Below are 18,624 nucleotides of genomic sequence, written 5' to 3' on the forward strand. Positions count from 1 at the left end.
AGCCAAAAGTGCAGAAAGGGGATAGTGAAATGACGAGTATTGAATGGTATAACACAGCAAATGTAGATGACCAAAAATTAGGAGCTAAGAAAAGGCAATTGCTGATCGGCTCTCTATTTTTTTTAACATCCTTTTTTTTAGCTCAGTCTGTTGTATTTGAAGCGGCTGTACCTTTCTCAGTTCCTTTTTGGGCAATTATTCGAACGAAGTATAAGGAATATGCCAAATATGTTTTGTTTGGTGGTTTAATAGGGTGTTTTTTTCTTGGCTTTGGACAAGTCTTCATTTTAGCGTTGCAAATCGCTATGTATGAATGTATTATGCGCTTCCGCTATTGGCAGCTACCACAAAGTATTGCAGTCTCTTTAGCGGTACTGCTTGTACAGATGATGTGGCAAGGGGTTATGTATCAAGGCTTACCACCGGTGCTTGTACAATTTTATGTAGGTTGTGAAGCAGCTTTAGCTCTTACTATGACGCTGTTTATGCAAGTGTTGTTTGTTAATTCTTATGAATGGTTTACGAGTCATTGGACATATGAGAAGCTAGGCTCTGGATTAGTTGTATTTGCTGCTATACTTACAGGAATGCAAGCAGTTGTCATTAGCTATTTTTCACTCCCTATTTTTTTGTTACAACTATTAATTTGCTTCGGAGCATTAGTAGGAAGTGTACCATTAGCGACGGTAATTGGAGCCGTGCTCGGGGCTCTCATAGGTGTTGCAAAACTATCATTTACAGGTATGCTGTCTGTAGCAACTTTAACGGGGTTGTGTGCAGGGATGGGGGCTCGTGCTGGAAGATTTGGTGTAGCAATTGGCAGCATTTTGCCTAGTGTGTTTTTTTATTTTTACGATGCAACATTGCCATTAGATAGTGTTTATTTTACATCGATTGCTATTGGGAGTATTGTTTTTCTAACTATCCCGAAAAAATATTCTGATAAGGTGCGGGGCAAGCTGTTTCCGCAGCGTGAGGAGGTCTTGCTTGCCCGTCAAAATTGGTTAACAGAGCATGTTACGTATAAACTAGAGCATTTTCAGCATTTTGTACAATTTATGAAGGAGCTTGTATTTGAGCGCTTTATGACGGCCCCGGTAGAAGAGGTAAAGGAAGTGTCACCAATGAATACATGTTTAAGCTGCTTCCGCTATGATCGCTGCTGGGGAGCGCAAAGTAACGGCATGGACAAGCTTATGACGGACTGGTTTCATATGAAAGGCGTTGGAAAGGAATCCGCTATTCATCGTGTCGAAGAACAAATACGCTATAAATGTGTGAAATCAGCGAAAATTTTTGAAGAATTAGAAACAGAGCTGTATAGAGAGCGCATTAATGGACAGTATTTTCATGGTAAGAAAATGATTGCACTTCAGCTGCGTGATATGAGTAATCATCTAAATCAATTAATAGCGGAGATGAAAGAAGAGACTATTTCATTCGTCAGTGTAGAAAAGGACATTACGCAACGATTAAAAGATGCGCATATTGAATGTTTTCAACTAGATGTACTAAGCAATAAGCCCGGAGCACGAAAAATTGTCTGTGCCTTATCACCAGCACGTGTCGATTGGGAGGAAGACACGACATTAGCTGAACGGATGATACTGCCAATTTTATACGATATTTTTGAAGAACCATTTGAAATTGAAAAAGTAGTAGCATGTGATATACCGTTTCGTCACATTCAAGTAAGCTTTAGATCAGCTATTAGCTTTGAAGTAGAGTATGATATATATAGCATGTCTAAAGATGCGACGTTATATTCAGGTGACTCCCATGCATTATTTCAATTACATCCTGGACTATTTGCAATTTTATTGTCAGATGGTATGGGGCAGAGTAAAGAAGCACAGCATGAAAGTAGAAAATTGATACATTTAATGCGGGAATGCTTAAATTACAATATGAACCCAGAAACTGCGATGCATACGTTGCATTATGTCATGTCTTTAAAACAACAAAATGATATGTATGCAACGCTTGATTTTGCCCTTGTCGATTTACAACACGGTGATTTATGGTCGTGGAAGGCCGGGGGGATGTCTACGTATATTTTACGTGGAAAAGAGGTGCTGAAGGTTGAAAGCAATGCAGCGCCTGTAGGGTTTTTATCCATTTCGGCAGTCGAGGCTGAAAAAAGAAAGCTTAAAGCGGGCGATGTAATTTTGATGCACTCTGATGGATTATTTTCAAGTGTTGATGATTGGGACGAGCAGGAGGAGGCATTTTTAGCGTATGCACAACAGGTAGCAGGCACTACTAAATCTATACAGGAAAAACTAACAACGATTATGCAATCTTTCCAATCTTACTATGACATTGACGACGATTGCACTGTATTGATGCTGGAGGTTACGCATGTTGTACCTACATGGGCTGTGTTTAGACCAGTTCAACATTCTATGAGCAAATCATCATAATAGAAAACGAAAAGGGGAGGAGAAGCGTTTGTCACTTGAATTAAAGGTCAAATTATTTATTGAAAAAGAGCAATTATTACAACAAGACGACCATCTTCTCGTCGCCGTTTCGGGTGGAGTAGATTCAATGGCTTTACTCCATTATTTTGTCAAAGCAAAAGGACAATGGGGAATTACAGTAGAAGCCATACATGTTGATCATATGTTAAGAGGTGAAGAATCTGCTGAGGATAGAGCCTTTGTTCAAAAATATTGTGATGAGCATGGTGTATACTTACATGCAAAGGCTATTCCAATACCAGAAATCATGGCTTTAGAGAATGGAAATACACAGCTTATTTGTCGTAGAGAACGGTATCAATATTTTAAAGAGGTCATGCAAAAAACAAATGCTAGCAAGCTTGTAACTGCACATCATGCGGACGACCAACTGGAGTCAGTATTAATGGCCCTGACAAAAAATGCAACGATAAATAGTATGCAAGGTATACGTTCACAACGTTTTTTTAAAGGGAAATCATTAATTCGTCCGTTTTTAACGGTTACAAAGTCCGAAATTAGGGAATATTTACTTAAACAAGGTTTGGATTATCGGGAAGACGCTAGCAATTCTAAAGACACCTATGTACGCAATCGTTTTAGACATCATGTGGTGCCTTTATTGGAGGCAGAAAACCCAAGAGTAACAGAGCAGGTGACCCATTTTACAAAGCAATTGCAAGAAGATGATGCCTATTTAATGACATTAGCGGAGGATGTATTTTCTAGAACAGTAAAAAGAATAGCCGGAAATACATATAGCATGGAAATTGAAGCTTTTCAATTGGTACCACTTGCTTTACAAAGGAGGCTCATTTTAATACTATTAAACTATATTTACAAAGATTCAAATACGATACAAAGTTATGCTTTATTGACTTCAATTTCAAAGCTTTGTGATACGATAGCTGGGAATGCCGAGGTTCACTTGCCAGAAGGTTTTATAGCAGTTCGCCGTTACGGAAAGTTAATGATTCAGAAGAAAGACCCATTAGAAGGTCAAGCTTCTCTTGAGAAAAAGATTATTGCGACTGCTAATGGGTGGACAACACTGGCAAATGGTGAACGTTTATGCGTAGTCAAGTTGCCTGATTTATCATCTGAAATGCTAACGGATACTGCACAAATTTTTTATTTTAACGCTAGCAAACTCAAACTTCCACTCTATGTTAGGGTACGTAAGGAAGGGGACAGAATGCTGTTAAAAGGAATGGATCAGCCAAAACGCTTATCTCGCCTTTTTATAGATGAAAAGATTCCTTTAAATGAGCGAAATAGCTGGCCGTTACTGATTTCTCAATATGATGAGGTCGTAGCGGTAATTGGTGTGCGTATGGGAATGCTTTTTTCAACCACTCCACAACCAAACGATGATACAGTGCTCATCGTAGACTAAGGTCTTTGTAAAATTTCACAGCAAATGGTTGAAAAATTTTTTATACACACGAGGAGGAATCGATATGTTACAAAATGACATCGAAAAAGTTATGATTACAGAAGAACAATTGCAAGAAAGAATCGCTGATTTAGGTGCACAATTGACAGCGGAATACAAAGATTCATTCCCGCTAGCTGTTGGTGTTCTAAAAGGGGCAATGCCTTTTATGACAGACTTGATGAAACGTTTCGATTCTTTCATTGAGCTAGACTTTATGGATGTTTCTAGCTATGGCAATGCCACAGTTTCGTCAGGCGAAGTAAAGATTCTAAAGGATTTAAATACAAGCGTTGAGGGGCGTGACGTATTAATTATCGAGGATATCATTGATAGCGGCTTAACTTTAAGCTATTTAGTAGACCTATTTAAATACCGCAAAGCAAAATCCATCAAAATCGTTACATTGTTAGATAAACCATCAGGTCGTAAAGTAAACTTAGCTGCTGATTATGTTGGTTTTGAAGTTCCAGACGGTTTTGTTGTAGGATATGGTTTAGATTACGCAGAAAAATATCGTAATTTACCATATATCGGCATTTTAAAGCCAGCAGTCTATTCTTTCTAACGAGTAAGAAGTTAACGAAAGAACACCAGTTATGAAAAGTGAAAACCTTTAGCGAAGGTCATAGATTTTTTTCTCATCACCAAAGGTTAGGGATGAGATTTGTTAAAACGTTTGCCATGTATATAAGTTGATTGGAGTGAGGCTGGCGACTTTTGGGGGTCAGCGTCACAGATGAGGAAAAGCATCACGTCCTGTGATAACACCTTCGTGACCAACGCCCTGCTGCTTCGCTTTCGCGCAAAAAACATCTATTGCCCTAGCGGCTCATCGGACGCCCTCAGGAAAGAAAAGCGCTCAGTCGGAACGGAAATCAACCGTATGGGAATGAACTTTTTTTAACATAATTCAAAAATCTAGGCACATTGTTCAACTGTATCAAGATAAAGTAACTGGTACAGCTACGCTGGGATATAGTTAAATAAATGCATAAATATGTTTCGATTTCGACAAAAATCGGACGAAACTTTTTTAAAGTAGGGCTTTTCGTTGTATGATGAAATCATGATATGTTAAGATTTTACTTATAATTTTTCTGTTTGTAATGAGGAGGCTGGAGATGAATCGAATATTTCGATATACCATATTCTATTTACTGATTTTCTTAGTGATTATCGGTATTTTTGGTACTTTCAATGGTGGTAACGCACCAACGAAAGAGTTATCTTATTATGAGTTCCAAGAAGCTCTAGATAAGAAAGAAATAACAAGTGCTACAATTCAACCTGATAAATCAGTTTACATCGTAGAAGGTACACTGAAGGGTTATGAAAAAGGGGAAAGCTTTACTGCAAACCTCCCTCGTGATAACCAATCTTTAATGGAACGCATCGATGAGGCTGCTAAGGATAAGAATAGTAATATTAAATATTTAACAGCACCAGAAACAAGTGGATGGATTCAGTTCTTTACAGGGATTATTCCTTTCATCATTATCATTTTCTTATTCTTCTTCCTAATGAGTCAATCTCAAGGTGGCGGTAATAAAGTGATGAGCTTTGGTAAAAGTAAAGCTAAACTTTATGACGACCAGAAGAAAAAAGTTCGTTTTACAGATGTAGCGGGTGCTGATGAAGAGAAAGCTGAGCTTGTAGAGGTTGTTGATTTCTTAAAAGATCACCGCAAATTTACTGAAATAGGTGCTCGTATTCCAAAGGGTATCTTACTCGTAGGTCCTCCTGGTACAGGTAAAACATTACTTGCACGAGCAGTGGCGGGTGAAGCAGGCGTACCATTCTTCTCGATTTCAGGTTCTGACTTCGTAGAAATGTTTGTCGGTGTCGGTGCATCACGTGTTCGTGACTTATTTGAAAATGCAAAGAAAAACGCACCGTGTATCATCTTTATTGATGAGATTGATGCAGTAGGTCGTCAACGTGGCGCAGGTCTTGGTGGTGGCCATGACGAGCGTGAACAAACATTGAACCAATTGTTAGTTGAAATGGATGGTTTCGGGGCAAACGAAGGTATTATTATTATCGCTGCAACAAACCGCCCAGATATTTTAGATAAAGCGTTATTACGTCCTGGTCGATTTGACCGTCAAATTACAGTAGGACATCCTGATGTAAAAGGTCGTGAAGCAATTCTAAAAGTACATGCGCGCAACAAACCTTTATCAGATACAGTGGATTTAGCAGCTGTTGCACAACGTACACCAGGTTTCTCAGGTGCCGATTTAGAGAACTTGTTAAATGAAGCAGCACTTGTGGCTGCTCGTAAAAGCAAACGTACAATTAATATGGCAGATATCGATGAGGCATCTGACCGAGTAATTGCTGGTCCAGCAAAAGCTAGCCGCGTTTACTCAGCGAAAGAGAAGAAACTTGTAGCCTTCCATGAAGCTGGGCACGTAGTTGTTGGTTTAGAGTTAGATGAAGCAGATACAGTACACAAAGTAACAATCGTCCCTCGTGGCCAAGCTGGAGGTTACGCGATTATGTTACCGAAGGAAGAACGTTTCTTCACAACAAAACAAGAGTTACTAGACCGTATTGCAGGACTTCTTGGTGGTCGTGTGGCGGAGGAAATCGTACTTGGTGAAGTATCTACCGGGGCACATAACGACTTCCAAAAGGTAACTAGTATTGCGCGTGCCATGGTCACTGAATATGGTATGAGTGAAAATCTTGGTGCAATGCAGTTTGGGTCAAGTCAGGGTGGTAATGTATTCCTAGGTCGTGACTTTAATTCAGATCAAAACTATTCTGATTCAGTCGCTTATGAAATTGATAAAGAAATGCAAAAAATTATTGATTCACAATATGAGCGTACTAAACGAATCCTAACTGAAAAACGTGGATTACTTGATTTAGTTGCTAACACATTGATGAAAAAAGAAACATTGAATGCGCAAGAAATCGAACATTTACGTGATCACGGTGTCTTACCGGAACCAGAGGCTGAAACGGTTGTAGAAGAAGCTCCCAAAGCTGAAGCTCAACCAACATTAGATGTAGTTGGTGAACCAGTTGTTAAAAAAGAATTGCTTAACAATGAGCCGAATCCAACAACAGCTGATTTACCTAAAGAGGGCAGAGAGCCAAATGATACACCAAAAGGTATCGATGAAAAGCGTGATTAATATGGGAAAGACTGTTTACGATTTTAGTAAGCAGTCTTTTTCTTTGCCTTTTTTCAGTATTAGGTATTAGGATATAGATATTATCTTACGCAAATGCGTAATAGAGGCTCTATAAGATTTTTAACAAGTGTTAAATAGAGCCAAAACAGATAGGAGTGTTGAAATGTGGGAAACGTAACATTGAATAATGGTCTAGAAATGCCGTTAATCGGCTATGGCGTCTTTCGAGTACCTGAAGGGGATGACTTGGCTGAAGCGGTAAAAACGGCTATTGCGAAAGGTTACCGTAGCATTGATACTGCGCAAGTATATCGCAATGAAGAAAGTGTTGGGCGAGGTATTCGTGCAGCGATTGACGAGGGCTTAGTAACACGTGAAGAACTATTCGTAACATCAAAGGTTTGGAATGATGGACTCTCCTATGAAGAAACACTTGCAGCTTATGATAGTAGTTTAGCGAAATTAGGATTAGATTATTTAGATTTATATTTAGTTCACTGGCCAGGTATAGATACAAATTATGTTGATGTTTATAAAGCGCTTGAAAAGATCTATCAGGATAAACGTGTACGCTCAGTTGGTGTTAGTAATTTCCATGTTCTCCATTTAGAAAATTTATTAAAGGAAACATCAGTTATTCCTGTTATTAATCAAATTGAATTTCATCCACACTTAATTCAAGAGGAAGTACGTGCATATTGTAAGGAAAAAGGAATACAGGTAGAAGCATGGTCACCACTAATGAATGGTTCTTTGTTGGAAGAAGCACTGATTCAGCAGCTAGCTTCTAAATATGGCAAAACACCAGCACAAATTGTGTTACGCTATGATGTTCAGCATGGTGTAGTAACTATTCCAAAAACAATGACTCCTGCACGTATGACGGAAAATCTAACTGTCTTTGACTTTGCATTAACAGAGGACGAAATGGCTCAGTTAGATGCATTAAATGATGGATTACGTTGCGGACCAGACCCAGAAAAATTTAATTTTAAATAATATGAAAGGAGCTACCTAAGAGGGGTATCTCCTTTCAAATAAATTTCATACAAAAAAGTGAAGTTGATTTCCGTTCCAGGCTACTCGCTTTGTCGCTGACGCTTCGCTTTCGCGCAGAGCAGAGCTTCCTGTGGGCGAGCGTCGAGCCGCTTCCTTCGCTTGCGCTCCGTGCAGGGTCTCGCCTGTCTCGCTTTCCCACGGGAGTCGAGTAGCCTTCCACTCCAATCAGCGGTAGCGTAGAACTTTTATAAAATATTATCCATTTCATAAGTGAATAATATTGCGACCTATAACAGGGAAGTAATTGTAGACCTGTTATTGCTAACGCTACGCTTTCGCACAAAAACACCTTTTGTTGAAGTTTTTTATAACTATAAATAGAGTGCCCTGCCAGAAGATAAACACTAAGTAGATTGGTTGATCGAAGTGGAGGCTGGGCGACTCCTTGGGGATCAGCAATAGGGGAACGAAGGCTAAAACCATCACATCCTGTGATAACGCCTTCGTGACCAACATCATGTTGGCCCGAGACCCTGGAGCGCAGCGAAGCGGAAATCAACCCCACGTTTTGGTGATAGGAATTAAATTTAATTTGAAAGGAGCTACCTAAGATGTGGGTGGCTCCTTTTTGGAGTGAGTGAATGCTATTTCATAGGAATAAAAGTATGGTATCATTTTCTAAAGTGTTAACTTTTTTCAGCGGATCTTGATTTTTTGTGCATGAGTATGCATTGTTTTAGTTGTATCAATCACATAGTGACAGGTACAATTACGATGAGGGGCAATAAATAGGAGGCATCAATCATGATTTTAGTTTTAGATGCGGGAAATTCGAATATCGTATTAGGTGTCTATGATGAAAACGATCAATTGGCCTTCCATTGGCGTATGGTGACAGACCTTCATAAAACAGAAGATGAATACGCAATGCAAGTTTTATCTTTCTTTAATCATGCAGGCATTTCATTTGAACAGATTACAGGCATTATTATATCCTCTGTTGTACCACCAATCATGTTTTCGTTAGAAGCGATGTGTCAAAAGTATTTTCGTAAAAAACCGCTCGTTGTCGGACCAGGTGTGAAAACAGGATTGAATATTAAATATGAAAACCCACGTGAAGTTGGTTCAGACCGCATAGTGAACGCTATTGCAGCTCTTGATGTTTATAAAGCACCACTGATTATTGTTGATTTTGGTACTGCCACAACATATTGTTACTTAAACGAAAAGGGCGATTATATGGGCGGTGCTATCGCTCCAGGTATTTCGATTTCAACGGAGGCGCTCTATACACAGGCAGCTAGATTACCACGTATTGAAATCTTGCGCTCTACACATATTGTTGGAAAGACAACTGTATCCGCGATGCAGGCCGGAATTTTTTATGGCTTTGTTGGGCAAGTTGAGGGAATTGTTAATCGCATGAAAGCACAAAGTAAGGAAGAGCCTTTAGTTATTGCTACTGGAGGATTAGCAAATTTAATTGCTGGGGAGACGCAAGCTATTGATATAGTCGACCCGTTTTTAACATTAAAAGGCTTATATAAGCTATATAAACGCAATCAATAAGAAATGAGGGACATTTCATTTATGAAAGACTATTTAGTACGAGGTTTAGGGTTCAACGGACAGGTTCGTGTTTTTGCAGCTTGTACAACAGCAACGGTAGGAGAAGCGCAACGTCGTCATCATACATGGCCTGTTGTGTCGGCAGCCCTTGGTCGTTCTATGACTGCTGCTGTGATGATGGGTGCCATGTTAAAAGGTGAAGAAAAAATCACCATTAAAATTGAGGGGAACGGTCCGATCGGTCCAATGGTGATTGACAGTAATGCGCATGGTGAAGTGCGTGGCTTTGTAACAAATCCTCACGTTCATTTCGATTTAAACGAGCACGGCAAGCTTGATGTTCGAGCAGGTGTTGGAACAGAGGGTGCATTAACAATCGTAAAAGATCTTGGTTTAAGAGACATGTTTTCTGGACAAACGCCAATTGTATCAGGTGAAATTGCTGAGGACTTTACTTACTATTTCGCTACTTCAGAACAAGTGCCTTCATCAGTTGGATTAGGGGTTTTAGTAAACCCAGATAACACAATTCTTGCAGCTGGAGGATTCATTCTTCAATTAATGCCAGGCTGTGAAGAACAGACAATCAATCAAATCGAACAACATCTTGCTACTATAGAGCCTGTTTCAAAAATGATTGAAAAAGGCTTTACACCAGAGCAAATTTTAGAAGCTGTATTAGGAGAAGGCCATCTACAAATTTTAGATTCCATGCCGGTAGAATTTAAATGTCAATGTTCAAAAGAGCGATTTGGTGCAGCGATTTTAGGGTTAGGGACACAGGAAATTCGAGAAATGATTGAAGAGGATGGCGGAGCAGAAGCAGAATGTCACTTCTGTTTAGAAACATACCATTTCTCAAAAGAAGAGCTAGAAGGATTTATCGATGAGCTCAACGCGTAATCGACGACCTTCATCTGCTACAACGCCCAACCAAACGCCCTTTTCGCAACGCCGTTTAAAGACAAAACCTGCTTTAACAGTCATTGTAATCTTGTTATTAGGAAATATTTTATGGATTATTGCTTGGTTAATCCCAAATAAAGGTCATGAAATTGGTAGCGACGAACAAGTCGCTGCCGTTGACGGAGATATTATCACACGTCAAGATTGGATGGTTGCCATGGAAGAACGCTATGGTAAAGAGACACTACAAAATTTAGTGAATGAATCTGTGATGGATAAGGCAGCTAAAAAATTTAAAATACAAGTAACGGATAAAGAGATTGATTTAGAGTTAGCTTTAATGCGTTCTGCTCAGGATAAATTTGATACAGCAATGCAAAATCTTTCAGCTGAGCAGTTGCAACAAAAAATTCGCTCACAGCTTATTTTAGATAAGGTACTGACAAAGGATGTAGTTATAAAAGAAGGCAGTATTGAAAAATATTATGAGGAAAATCAGGCACTGTACAATACGAAAACAAGCTATCGTACGAACTTTATTGAGGTGGAATCCAAAAAAGGCGCTGAGGAAGCAGTAAGTGGAATAAAAAAAGCCTCTGATTTTTCAGTGTTGGCACGTGAAATCTCAGTAGACAGCGCGTCAGCTAGCTTAGGTGGAGATATCGGTTTCCTCACAGAAAAACAGGCGAATATCGATCCTGCCATTTTAAATGCAGCGAAGGCTTTAAAAGCAGGAGAGGTTAGTAAAGCATTTAAGCTTGATAACGGTCATTACGGCATTGTACAAGTTCAAGAGATAATAGAAGGGCAATCCTTTACATATGACGATGTGAAAGAACATATTGAACGTGAGCTTGCGTTAGAGCAAGTGCCACAATCTGTTACACCAGAAGCATTTTGGTCTGAATTCAATGCAACTTGGTATTACGGAGAGGCAAAAAAAGGTAAATAACAGATTGCTTCGAAAATGAGCTTGAAAAATCTGCAAGATATCTGCGGGAAAATGAGCCAGGAAAATCCTGCAGACGTTTGGCGTCAACAGAGTAACGGCTACCCTAGGATATTAAGCGGATTTTTTTGATTACCTTCGTTTAGATTGGTTGCAATAAATATTCTGAAAATATAAGTTTTATTTATTGACAATCGAATGGAAAAATTGATAAAATCAAAATAAGTAAAACCTATAAAAATAGTAGGGATTAGGAGTGGATTGATAAATGAGTAGATTAGCGAACTCAGTAGCTGAATTAGTTGGTAAAACACCAATTGTAAAGTTAAATCATGCAACAGGTGAAAACGAAGGTACTGTTTATGTGAAATTAGAATATTTCAACCCGGGCAGCTCAGTAAAAGATCGTTTAGCTTTAGCGATGATTGAAGCGGCTGAGAAAGATGATACATTAAAGCCAGGTGGTACAATTATTGAGCCTACTTCTGGTAATACAGGTATTGGTCTTGCGATGATTGCTGCAGCTAAAGGTTATAAAGCGATTTTAGTAATGCCAGAAACTATGAGCTTAGAACGTCGCAACTTATTACGTGCATATGGTGCAGAGCTTGTATTAACACCTGGACCAGCAGGTATGAAAGGTGCAATTTCTAAGGCGGAGGAATTAGCTGCTGAGCATGGCTACTTCTTACCACAACAATTCACGAACCCAGCCAATGCAGTTGTTCACCGTTTAACAACTGGTCCAGAAATTGTAGAAGCATTTGAAGGTTTAACATTAGATGCATTTGTTGCTGGTGTCGGTACAGGTGGTACAATTACGGGTGCGGGTGCCGTGTTAAAAGAGAAATATCCAGATATTGAAATTATTGCTGTTGAGCCAAAAGATTCACCAGTACTTTCTGGCGGTCAACCAGGACCTCATAAAATTCAAGGTATCGGAGCTGGCTTCGTACCTGAAGTGTTAGATACAGATGTATATTCTTCTGTATCCCCAGTTGAAAATGAGATTGCTTTTGAGGTAGCTCGTAAAGTAGCACGTGAAGAAGGTATCTTATGTGGTATTTCATCAGGTGCAGCTATTCATGTTGCAATTGAAGCTGCAAAACGTTTAGGTAAGGGCTCAAATGTTCTTGCAATCGTGCCTTCTAATGGTGAACGTTATTTATCAACACCTTTATATCAATTTGAAGACTAATCTAATTATTTGTATGTAAGGACTCCTTTAACGAGGAGTCTTTTTTTATTATCTATTGTGCCGAGGCATAATGGATAATAAAAAAACTGCCCGTAAATGTTAGCGGTATAACTAACACCTATGGAGCAGTTCAAAAAATATGATTAGGATAGATTTCACTATACAACTGTATTACTTAAAACTTTTACGAAGCCATTGTTAGTGGCAGTATTAATTAACTGATTAATAGATTCAAGTGCTTTATCAGTGAATAAATACCATTTATCTGCAGTGACATCATGAATTAATACTTCTGGGTATCCTTTCAATTCTTCATCTGAGAAGGGTTTATTTAAAGAATAAAGGTCAAACTGTTGAATGCTTTTATTTTCATGACTCATAAAATTATATTGACCAAGTTTATAATAGGAACCTGGATCGTCTAGATTAATTTGCCATGAATAGTTAGTAGGGGCATCAACAATTTTTCCTTTATTTTCAGTGAAAACTTTAGATAAGGCTTTATTATAGGTGTTCCCTTGGATCTGCTGTACGACCCCACCCATTGTCATGTGGTATTCATATTGAATAGCTTTTACTTTTACATTGTTCATAACCAATGGCTCAGTATTCACTGTTACTGTGGAATTTTGATAATTGACCTGACAACCAAAGGTCTCTGCAATAAATCGAATAGGAACAAATAGTCTATTGTTCTTTAAATATGGTTTGACATCAAGTAACTCTGTTTTACCGTTTTTTATGACGGTGTTGCTATTCGGCTTTAATGTTATCTGCATTTTATTATTTGTTAGTGTTACTTTTGAATCTGTCCAATTTACTGTTGCTCCCAAATTTTCACTGATAACACGCAAAGGCACCATTGTTCGATTATTCTTAACTTCTGGTGCAGCATCTGTAGTAATGACAACACCATCTATCTTAATAGTACTATGTGCTGCATATGCAGGTAGAGAAGTCAGCATGAGTATCATTGCAAGAAAAATTCCTGAAAAAACCTTTTTCAATAATAACAGCTCCTTTTTATAAAATAAATATACACAATTAGTAAATATTTCTATTTACTATAAATATAGCAAAAGCCCTTCTTTTAGACAATAAGTAGAAATACATATAATGAATTAAATGGATCATCACCAATAGAGGTGGGAGACTTCTGTACCTGTCGCTACGCTTTCGCTACAGAAAACATTTGTAGCTGACGCTTCGCTTTCGCTACAGAAAACATTTGCTGCAAGAAGTTAAATATTGCGTGGCAATTGAAAAATATTCGCTTCAAAGCAATATTCAAGTTAAGATGGAATCACATCATATGACTTGAAGGGGAATGGCAACTTGAAGACGATACTTACGAAAACAATAACGATGGATGCAGACTCGTTTTTTTATAGTTATAAGAAGCAAATAGATGCAGAACAAGCACATGTATTTTTAGAAAGTGGTCGCGGTGGGAATTTTACGATAGCTGCTTGGAATCCGTTGGCTACGGCACAATCAGTCGAGGATGGTTTACTTGTAAAGTGGAGAAATGGTAAGGCTGAAAATTTAAATGGTGATCCCCTTGCTTTACTGGAAGACTTAGTGGAGAAATATCACGTTTCATATAATGCTGAGCTTCCTGTTTTTCAAGGTGGAGCTATTGGGTTTGTTGCATACGATTACGCTCGTAAAATTGAAGTGTTACCTAATACTGCTGTAGATGATTTACAAATACCGGATATCTATTTTTATATTTTTGATTGCTGGGCAGTACACGATGTGGAAACAAATAAAGTAACCCTTATGAAGCTAACAGACTGTAATGTGGATTTGGAGGAATGGGCTACTGTGTGGCAAGAGGCCGCGCAAGAAGGATTGCTTACACGTAAATTTGAAAAAACAAGCGCTGTAGAAATAGTAAATGACGAAAGTGAATTGTTAGTATCATTTGCAGGGACTGCCTTTGAAGAAGCGGTAAGTAAAATCCAAACATACATAGCGCAAGGCGATGTATTTCAAGTGAATTTGTCAGTACGTCAATCTAAAAAGTTAAACGCAACTGCAATGGATGTATATGAAGCGTTACGTGCATTTAATCCTTCACCTTATATGGCTTATATAGAAGCACCGGATTTTGCTGTCGTTTCTGGTTCACCCGAGCTTTTGGTGAAGCGTCATGGTAATGAGTTGTCTACTCGACCGATTGCTGGCACACGACCAAGAGGAAAATCCGAGGCGGAGGATTTAGCATTAGCACAGGAATTGATTGATAACGACAAGGAACGTGCTGAACATGTAATGCTTGTTGATTTAGAGCGCAATGATTTAGGACGAGTATCTACATTTGGAACGGTTGAAGTAGATGAGTTCATGGTGATTGAACGCTATTCACACGTGATGCATATTGTTTCTAACGTACGAGGAGAAATAGCTGAAGGGAAAACGAATGCAGACGTTATCCGTGCCATGTTCCCAGGAGGGACGATCACAGGTGCACCGAAAATCCGTACGATGGAAATTATTGAAGAGTTAGAACCTGTAAGACGAGGATTATATACGGGTTCAATTGGCTGGCTAGGCTTCACAGGTGATATGGAGTTTAATATTGTCATTCGTACAGCATTTGTTAAAGATGGAGTAGCACATATTCAGGCGGGAGCAGGCATTGTTATTGATTCTGTTCCAGAAAGAGAATACCAAGAATCTTTAAATAAAGCGAAGGCGATGTGGCAGGCGAAGGCAATGGCAGAGGAGCGAGCAAAATGATTTTAATGATTGATAACTACGATTCTTTTACGTATAACCTTGTACAGTATTTTGGGGAATTTGGTCATGAATTAGTGGTCAAAAGAAACGATGTATTAACGGTGAAAGATATTGAGCAGCTTGCACCAGATATGATTGTTATTTCGCCAGGCCCATGCAGCCCAAATGAAGCGGGTGAAAGCCTGAACATTATTAAGTATTTCGCGGGAAATATTCCGATTTTAGGCGTTTGTCTTGGCCATCAAGCCATTGCTCAAGTATTCGGAGGGAATGTCATTCGAGCTGAGCGTTTGATGCATGGTAAAACATCACCTGTGTTACATGCTGAAATAGGTTTGCATAAGGGGATGCCAAATCCATTCGATGCTACTCGATACCATTCCTTAATTGTAGAAAAAGAAACATTACCGGCATGTTTTGAAGTGACGGCATGGACAGAAGAAGGCGAAATTATGGGTGTTCGTCATAAGGATTATCCAATCGAGGGCGTGCAATACCATCCTGAATCGATTATGACAGAACAAGGTAAAAAGCTTCTACGTCAGTTTATAGATTTGTATGTTGAGGGAGCGAAGTAAATGCTGTGCTGGATGAATGGAGACTACATAGCGGCGCAGGATTTGCGCATTTCACCATTTGATCATGGATTTTTATATGGGTTAGGCTTTTTTGAAACGTTTCGAACGTATAAGGGCAAGGTATTTTGTTGGGAAGCACATATGGAAAGGTTGCAAACTGCGCTTTCTCAATATCGTATTCATATGCCGTATACTGACGAGGATGTACTGAAGGTTGTTCAGCTATTAAATGAACAGGCCAATGGACAGGATGGGTATTTCCGTATAAATGTCTCAGCTGGAGAGCATAGTATCGGTTTGCAGCCTGCTGAATATAGACAACCGAATGTTATTGTTTTTCGCAAAGAATTACATGATACACCTCGAGGTATGGAAAAAAACGCACAATGGCTTGTAACACCGCGTAATACTCCTGAAAAAGGGCTTCGAGTGAAATCACACCATTATGGCAATAACGTTCTTGGGCGTTTTGAGATGCCATCTCTGGCGCAACAAGAGGGCTTCTTTTTAACGGAAGATGGCTTTGTTGCTGAAGGTGTAACATCAAATATCTTTTGGATGAAAGATGATATACTATATACGCCTTCCTTAGAGACTGGTATTTTACCTGGAATTATCCGAGCGTGGGTAATTGAGCGAGCACAATCTCTAGGGATCAAGGTAAGAGAAGGTTTTTTTACTAAAGAGGATGTAGAGCAAAGTTCAGAGTGCTTTATTACTAACTCTATACAAGAGCTTGTTCCAATTCTTAACTTAGAGAGCAAGCAGTTATTAGGCAATAAAGGGCCTGTTTATTCGCGTTTACATGAAGCATTTGTCAATGAAGTGGAACAAGAATAGAAGGAGAGTTTACATGCTAGAAAAATATACAACAACATTAACTATCAACGGTATCACGTTAGACTATACAGCAGAAACTTTTGTGATGGGTATTTTAAATGTCACACCGGATTCATTTTCAGATGGAGGAAAGTTTAATAACGTCGAAGCTGCTGTAGAGCAAGCGAAAAAAATGGTAGCTGAAGGTGCTAAAATTATTGATGTTGGCGGAGAATCAACAAGGCCAGGTTATGAACGTATCTCTGATGAAGATGAAATTGCACGAATTGTGCCAGTTATTCAAGCGTTAGTAGCTGAAGTGCAGGCAGTTATCTCGGTTGATACGTATAAAGCGAACGTAGCTCGTGCGGCTATTGAAGCTGGTGCGCATATTATTAATGATATTTGGGGAGCGAAAGCTGAATCTGAGATCGCTCAGGTGGCTGCAGATTTAAATGTACCGATTATTTTAATGCACAATCGAGACAACACCGATTATGGTACTGATTTCTGGACGACAGCAAAGGCAGACTTAGAGAAGAGTATTGCTATTGCTCGAAATGCAGGTATCCCTGATAACCATATTATTTTAGATCCAGGCATTGGCTTTGCCAAAACTACAGCGCAAAATATAGAAATGATGCAGCATTTAGAGGATTTAGTAGCAATGGGTTATCCTGTTTTGCTAGCTACTTCGCGTAAATCAATGATTGGTAATGTTTTGAAGTTGCCTGTTGAGGAGCGTATAGAAGGTACGGGAGCAACAGTTGTTTACGGTATTGAAAAGGGCTGTCATATGATTCGTGTGCATGATGTAAAGGAAATGGCACGAGCTACACATATGGCTGATATATTAGTTGGTAAACGAAATTATAAGGAGGAAGCGTGATGGACTATATTCATTTAAAGGATATGCAGTTTTACGGCTATCACGGTGTTTTAGCTGCAGAAACGACACTCGGTCAACGCTTCCGTGCCAATGTTTCACTTGCCGTAGATATGACAAAGGCTGGAGAAACTGATGATTTGAATTATACGGTGAACTATGCAGAGGTTTATGTGTTATGTCGTGATATCGTGGAAGGCGAGCCGTTCAAGCTTATTGAAGCACTTGTATCCAAAATAGCAAACAGTATTTTAGAGACATACTCAGAAAAGGTTAAGGGTGTTCGCGTGGAGCTTATTAAACCAGACCCACCAATCCATGGCTATTATAAAGAAGTATCGGTAGAGGTAACGAGAGGTGATTACTAATGAATGATGTGTATTTATCGATCGGTACAAATATGGGAGAGCGATTTGAAAACCTACAATATGCTGTTACCCTTTTAAAGGGCAAAGAGGAAATTGAAGTTGTACACATTTCTTCTGTTTATGAAACAGCTGCTGTAGGCTACACTGACCAAGCAGATTTTTTAAATATTGCTGTTCATATTAAAACGAGTTATTCATCTTCCGAAATGCTGAAAATTTGCCAATGGGTTGAAAGTGAACTTGGGCGTGTGCGTGAATTTCGATGGGGCCCTCGAATCATAGACCTTGACATTCTGCTGTACAATCACGAAAATATTGAAACAGAGAGCTTAATTGTTCCACATCCAAGAATGTATGAGCGAGCTTTCGTATTGGTACCATTGATAGAAATTACGTCTGCACCAGTTGGAAAACAACTGCAAAGGGCACATGATATACTGCAACAGATGGATTGTGAAGAGGAAGGCGTAACTTTATGGCAAGCATCAGCGGAGCTGAAAATGATGCAGTCCGTTCATTAGATTTCTAATCCTCAAGTTAAAGCCTCCTGCAGATGCA

The 18,624-nt window shown here is 39.1% G+C and carries 16 protein-coding genes; 15 read left to right on the top strand and 1 reads right to left on the bottom strand.

The features are described 5' to 3' along the window. Positions 1-29 precede the first annotated feature (29 nt). The 9 genes from FJQ98_RS00465 (at position 30) to cysK (ending at position 12,670) form a co-directional block, all read left to right on the top strand. Positions 30-2,423, top strand: coding sequence for a SpoIIE family protein phosphatase (locus FJQ98_RS00465; RefSeq protein ID WP_201406595.1), 2,394 nt, complete (start codon positions 30-32; stop codon positions 2,421-2,423). A 28-nt stretch (positions 2,424-2,451) separates the two neighbouring features. Next, positions 2,452-3,858, top strand: a complete 1,407-nt coding sequence (tilS, locus tag FJQ98_RS00470; RefSeq protein ID WP_053594123.1) for a tRNA lysidine(34) synthetase TilS — start codon at positions 2,452-2,454, stop codon at positions 3,856-3,858. A 64-nt stretch (positions 3,859-3,922) separates the two neighbouring features. Further along, positions 3,923-4,465: a hypoxanthine phosphoribosyltransferase gene (gene hpt / locus FJQ98_RS00475; RefSeq protein WP_053594124.1), complete on the top strand. Its 543-nt coding sequence runs from the start codon at positions 3,923-3,925 to the stop codon at positions 4,463-4,465. A 556-nt stretch (positions 4,466-5,021) separates the two neighbouring features. Beyond that, positions 5,022-7,046 carry an ATP-dependent zinc metalloprotease FtsH gene (ftsH, locus tag FJQ98_RS00480; protein ID WP_053594125.1) on the top strand — a complete coding sequence of 675 codons (2,025 nt, stop codon included), beginning with the start codon at positions 5,022-5,024 and terminating at the stop codon, positions 7,044-7,046. 165 nt (positions 7,047-7,211) lie between these two features. Further along, on the top strand, positions 7,212-8,045 hold the full coding sequence (locus tag FJQ98_RS00485) for an aldo/keto reductase (protein ID WP_082340016.1): 834 nt from the start codon (positions 7,212-7,214) through the stop codon (positions 8,043-8,045). An 804-nt stretch (positions 8,046-8,849) separates the two neighbouring features. Next, positions 8,850-9,617, top strand: coding sequence for a type III pantothenate kinase (locus tag FJQ98_RS00490; protein ID WP_053594126.1), 768 nt, complete (start codon positions 8,850-8,852; stop codon positions 9,615-9,617). Between the two features lie 21 nt (positions 9,618-9,638). Further along, the gene (gene hslO / locus FJQ98_RS00495; protein WP_053594127.1) at positions 9,639-10,520 is read left to right on the top strand and encodes an Hsp33 family molecular chaperone HslO; all 882 of its coding nucleotides are present in this window, start codon (positions 9,639-9,641) and stop codon (positions 10,518-10,520) included. Further along, a complete protein-coding gene (locus tag FJQ98_RS00500) occupies positions 10,504-11,475 on the top strand; it encodes a peptidyl-prolyl cis-trans isomerase (protein ID WP_053594128.1) in 972 nt (323 codons plus the stop codon). The genes hslO and FJQ98_RS00500 overlap by 17 nt, the downstream gene beginning before the upstream one ends. Positions 11,476-11,740: 265 nt before the next feature. Next, on the top strand, positions 11,741-12,670 hold the full coding sequence (gene cysK / locus FJQ98_RS00505; protein ID WP_053594129.1) for a cysteine synthase A: 930 nt from the start codon (positions 11,741-11,743) through the stop codon (positions 12,668-12,670). A 158-nt stretch (positions 12,671-12,828) separates the two neighbouring features. Here the strand turns inward: cysK and FJQ98_RS00510 are convergent, their stop codons facing one another. Continuing rightward, entirely contained in the window at positions 12,829-13,677 is an 849-nt protein-coding gene (locus tag FJQ98_RS00510; protein ID WP_053594130.1) for a copper amine oxidase N-terminal domain-containing protein, read from the bottom strand. A gap of 328 nt (positions 13,678-14,005) precedes the next feature. On the opposite strand from FJQ98_RS00510, the gene pabB reads away from it, so the two are divergent. The 6 genes from pabB to folK are packed head-to-tail and all read left to right on the top strand — an operon-like array spanning position 14,006 to position 18,587. Beyond that, complete coding sequence (gene pabB, locus FJQ98_RS00515; protein ID WP_053594131.1) at positions 14,006-15,415, top strand: aminodeoxychorismate synthase, component I; 1,410 nt, start codon at positions 14,006-14,008, stop codon at positions 15,413-15,415. Beyond that, a complete protein-coding gene (gene pabA, locus FJQ98_RS00520; protein WP_053594132.1) occupies positions 15,412-15,993 on the top strand; it encodes an aminodeoxychorismate/anthranilate synthase component II in 582 nt (193 codons plus the stop codon). The genes pabB and pabA overlap by 4 nt, the downstream gene beginning before the upstream one ends. Then, on the top strand, positions 15,994-16,833 hold the full coding sequence (gene pabC, locus FJQ98_RS00525) for an aminodeoxychorismate lyase (RefSeq protein WP_053594133.1): 840 nt from the start codon (positions 15,994-15,996) through the stop codon (positions 16,831-16,833). Positions 16,834-16,846: 13 nt separating this feature from the next. Next, entirely contained in the window at positions 16,847-17,701 is an 855-nt protein-coding gene (gene folP, locus FJQ98_RS00530; protein WP_053594134.1) for a dihydropteroate synthase, read from the top strand. Further along, entirely contained in the window at positions 17,701-18,066 is a 366-nt protein-coding gene (gene folB, locus FJQ98_RS00535) for a dihydroneopterin aldolase (RefSeq protein WP_053594135.1), read from the top strand. The genes folP and folB overlap by 1 nt, the downstream gene beginning before the upstream one ends. Next, positions 18,066-18,587, top strand: coding sequence for a 2-amino-4-hydroxy-6-hydroxymethyldihydropteridine diphosphokinase (folK, locus tag FJQ98_RS00540; protein WP_053594136.1), 522 nt, complete (start codon positions 18,066-18,068; stop codon positions 18,585-18,587). The genes folB and folK overlap by 1 nt, the downstream gene beginning before the upstream one ends. Positions 18,588-18,624 lie beyond the last annotated feature (37 nt).

Origin of the sequence: Lysinibacillus agricola, assembly GCF_016638705.1 — a bacterium.
GTDB lineage: Bacteria > Bacillota > Bacilli > Bacillales_A > Planococcaceae > Lysinibacillus > Lysinibacillus agricola.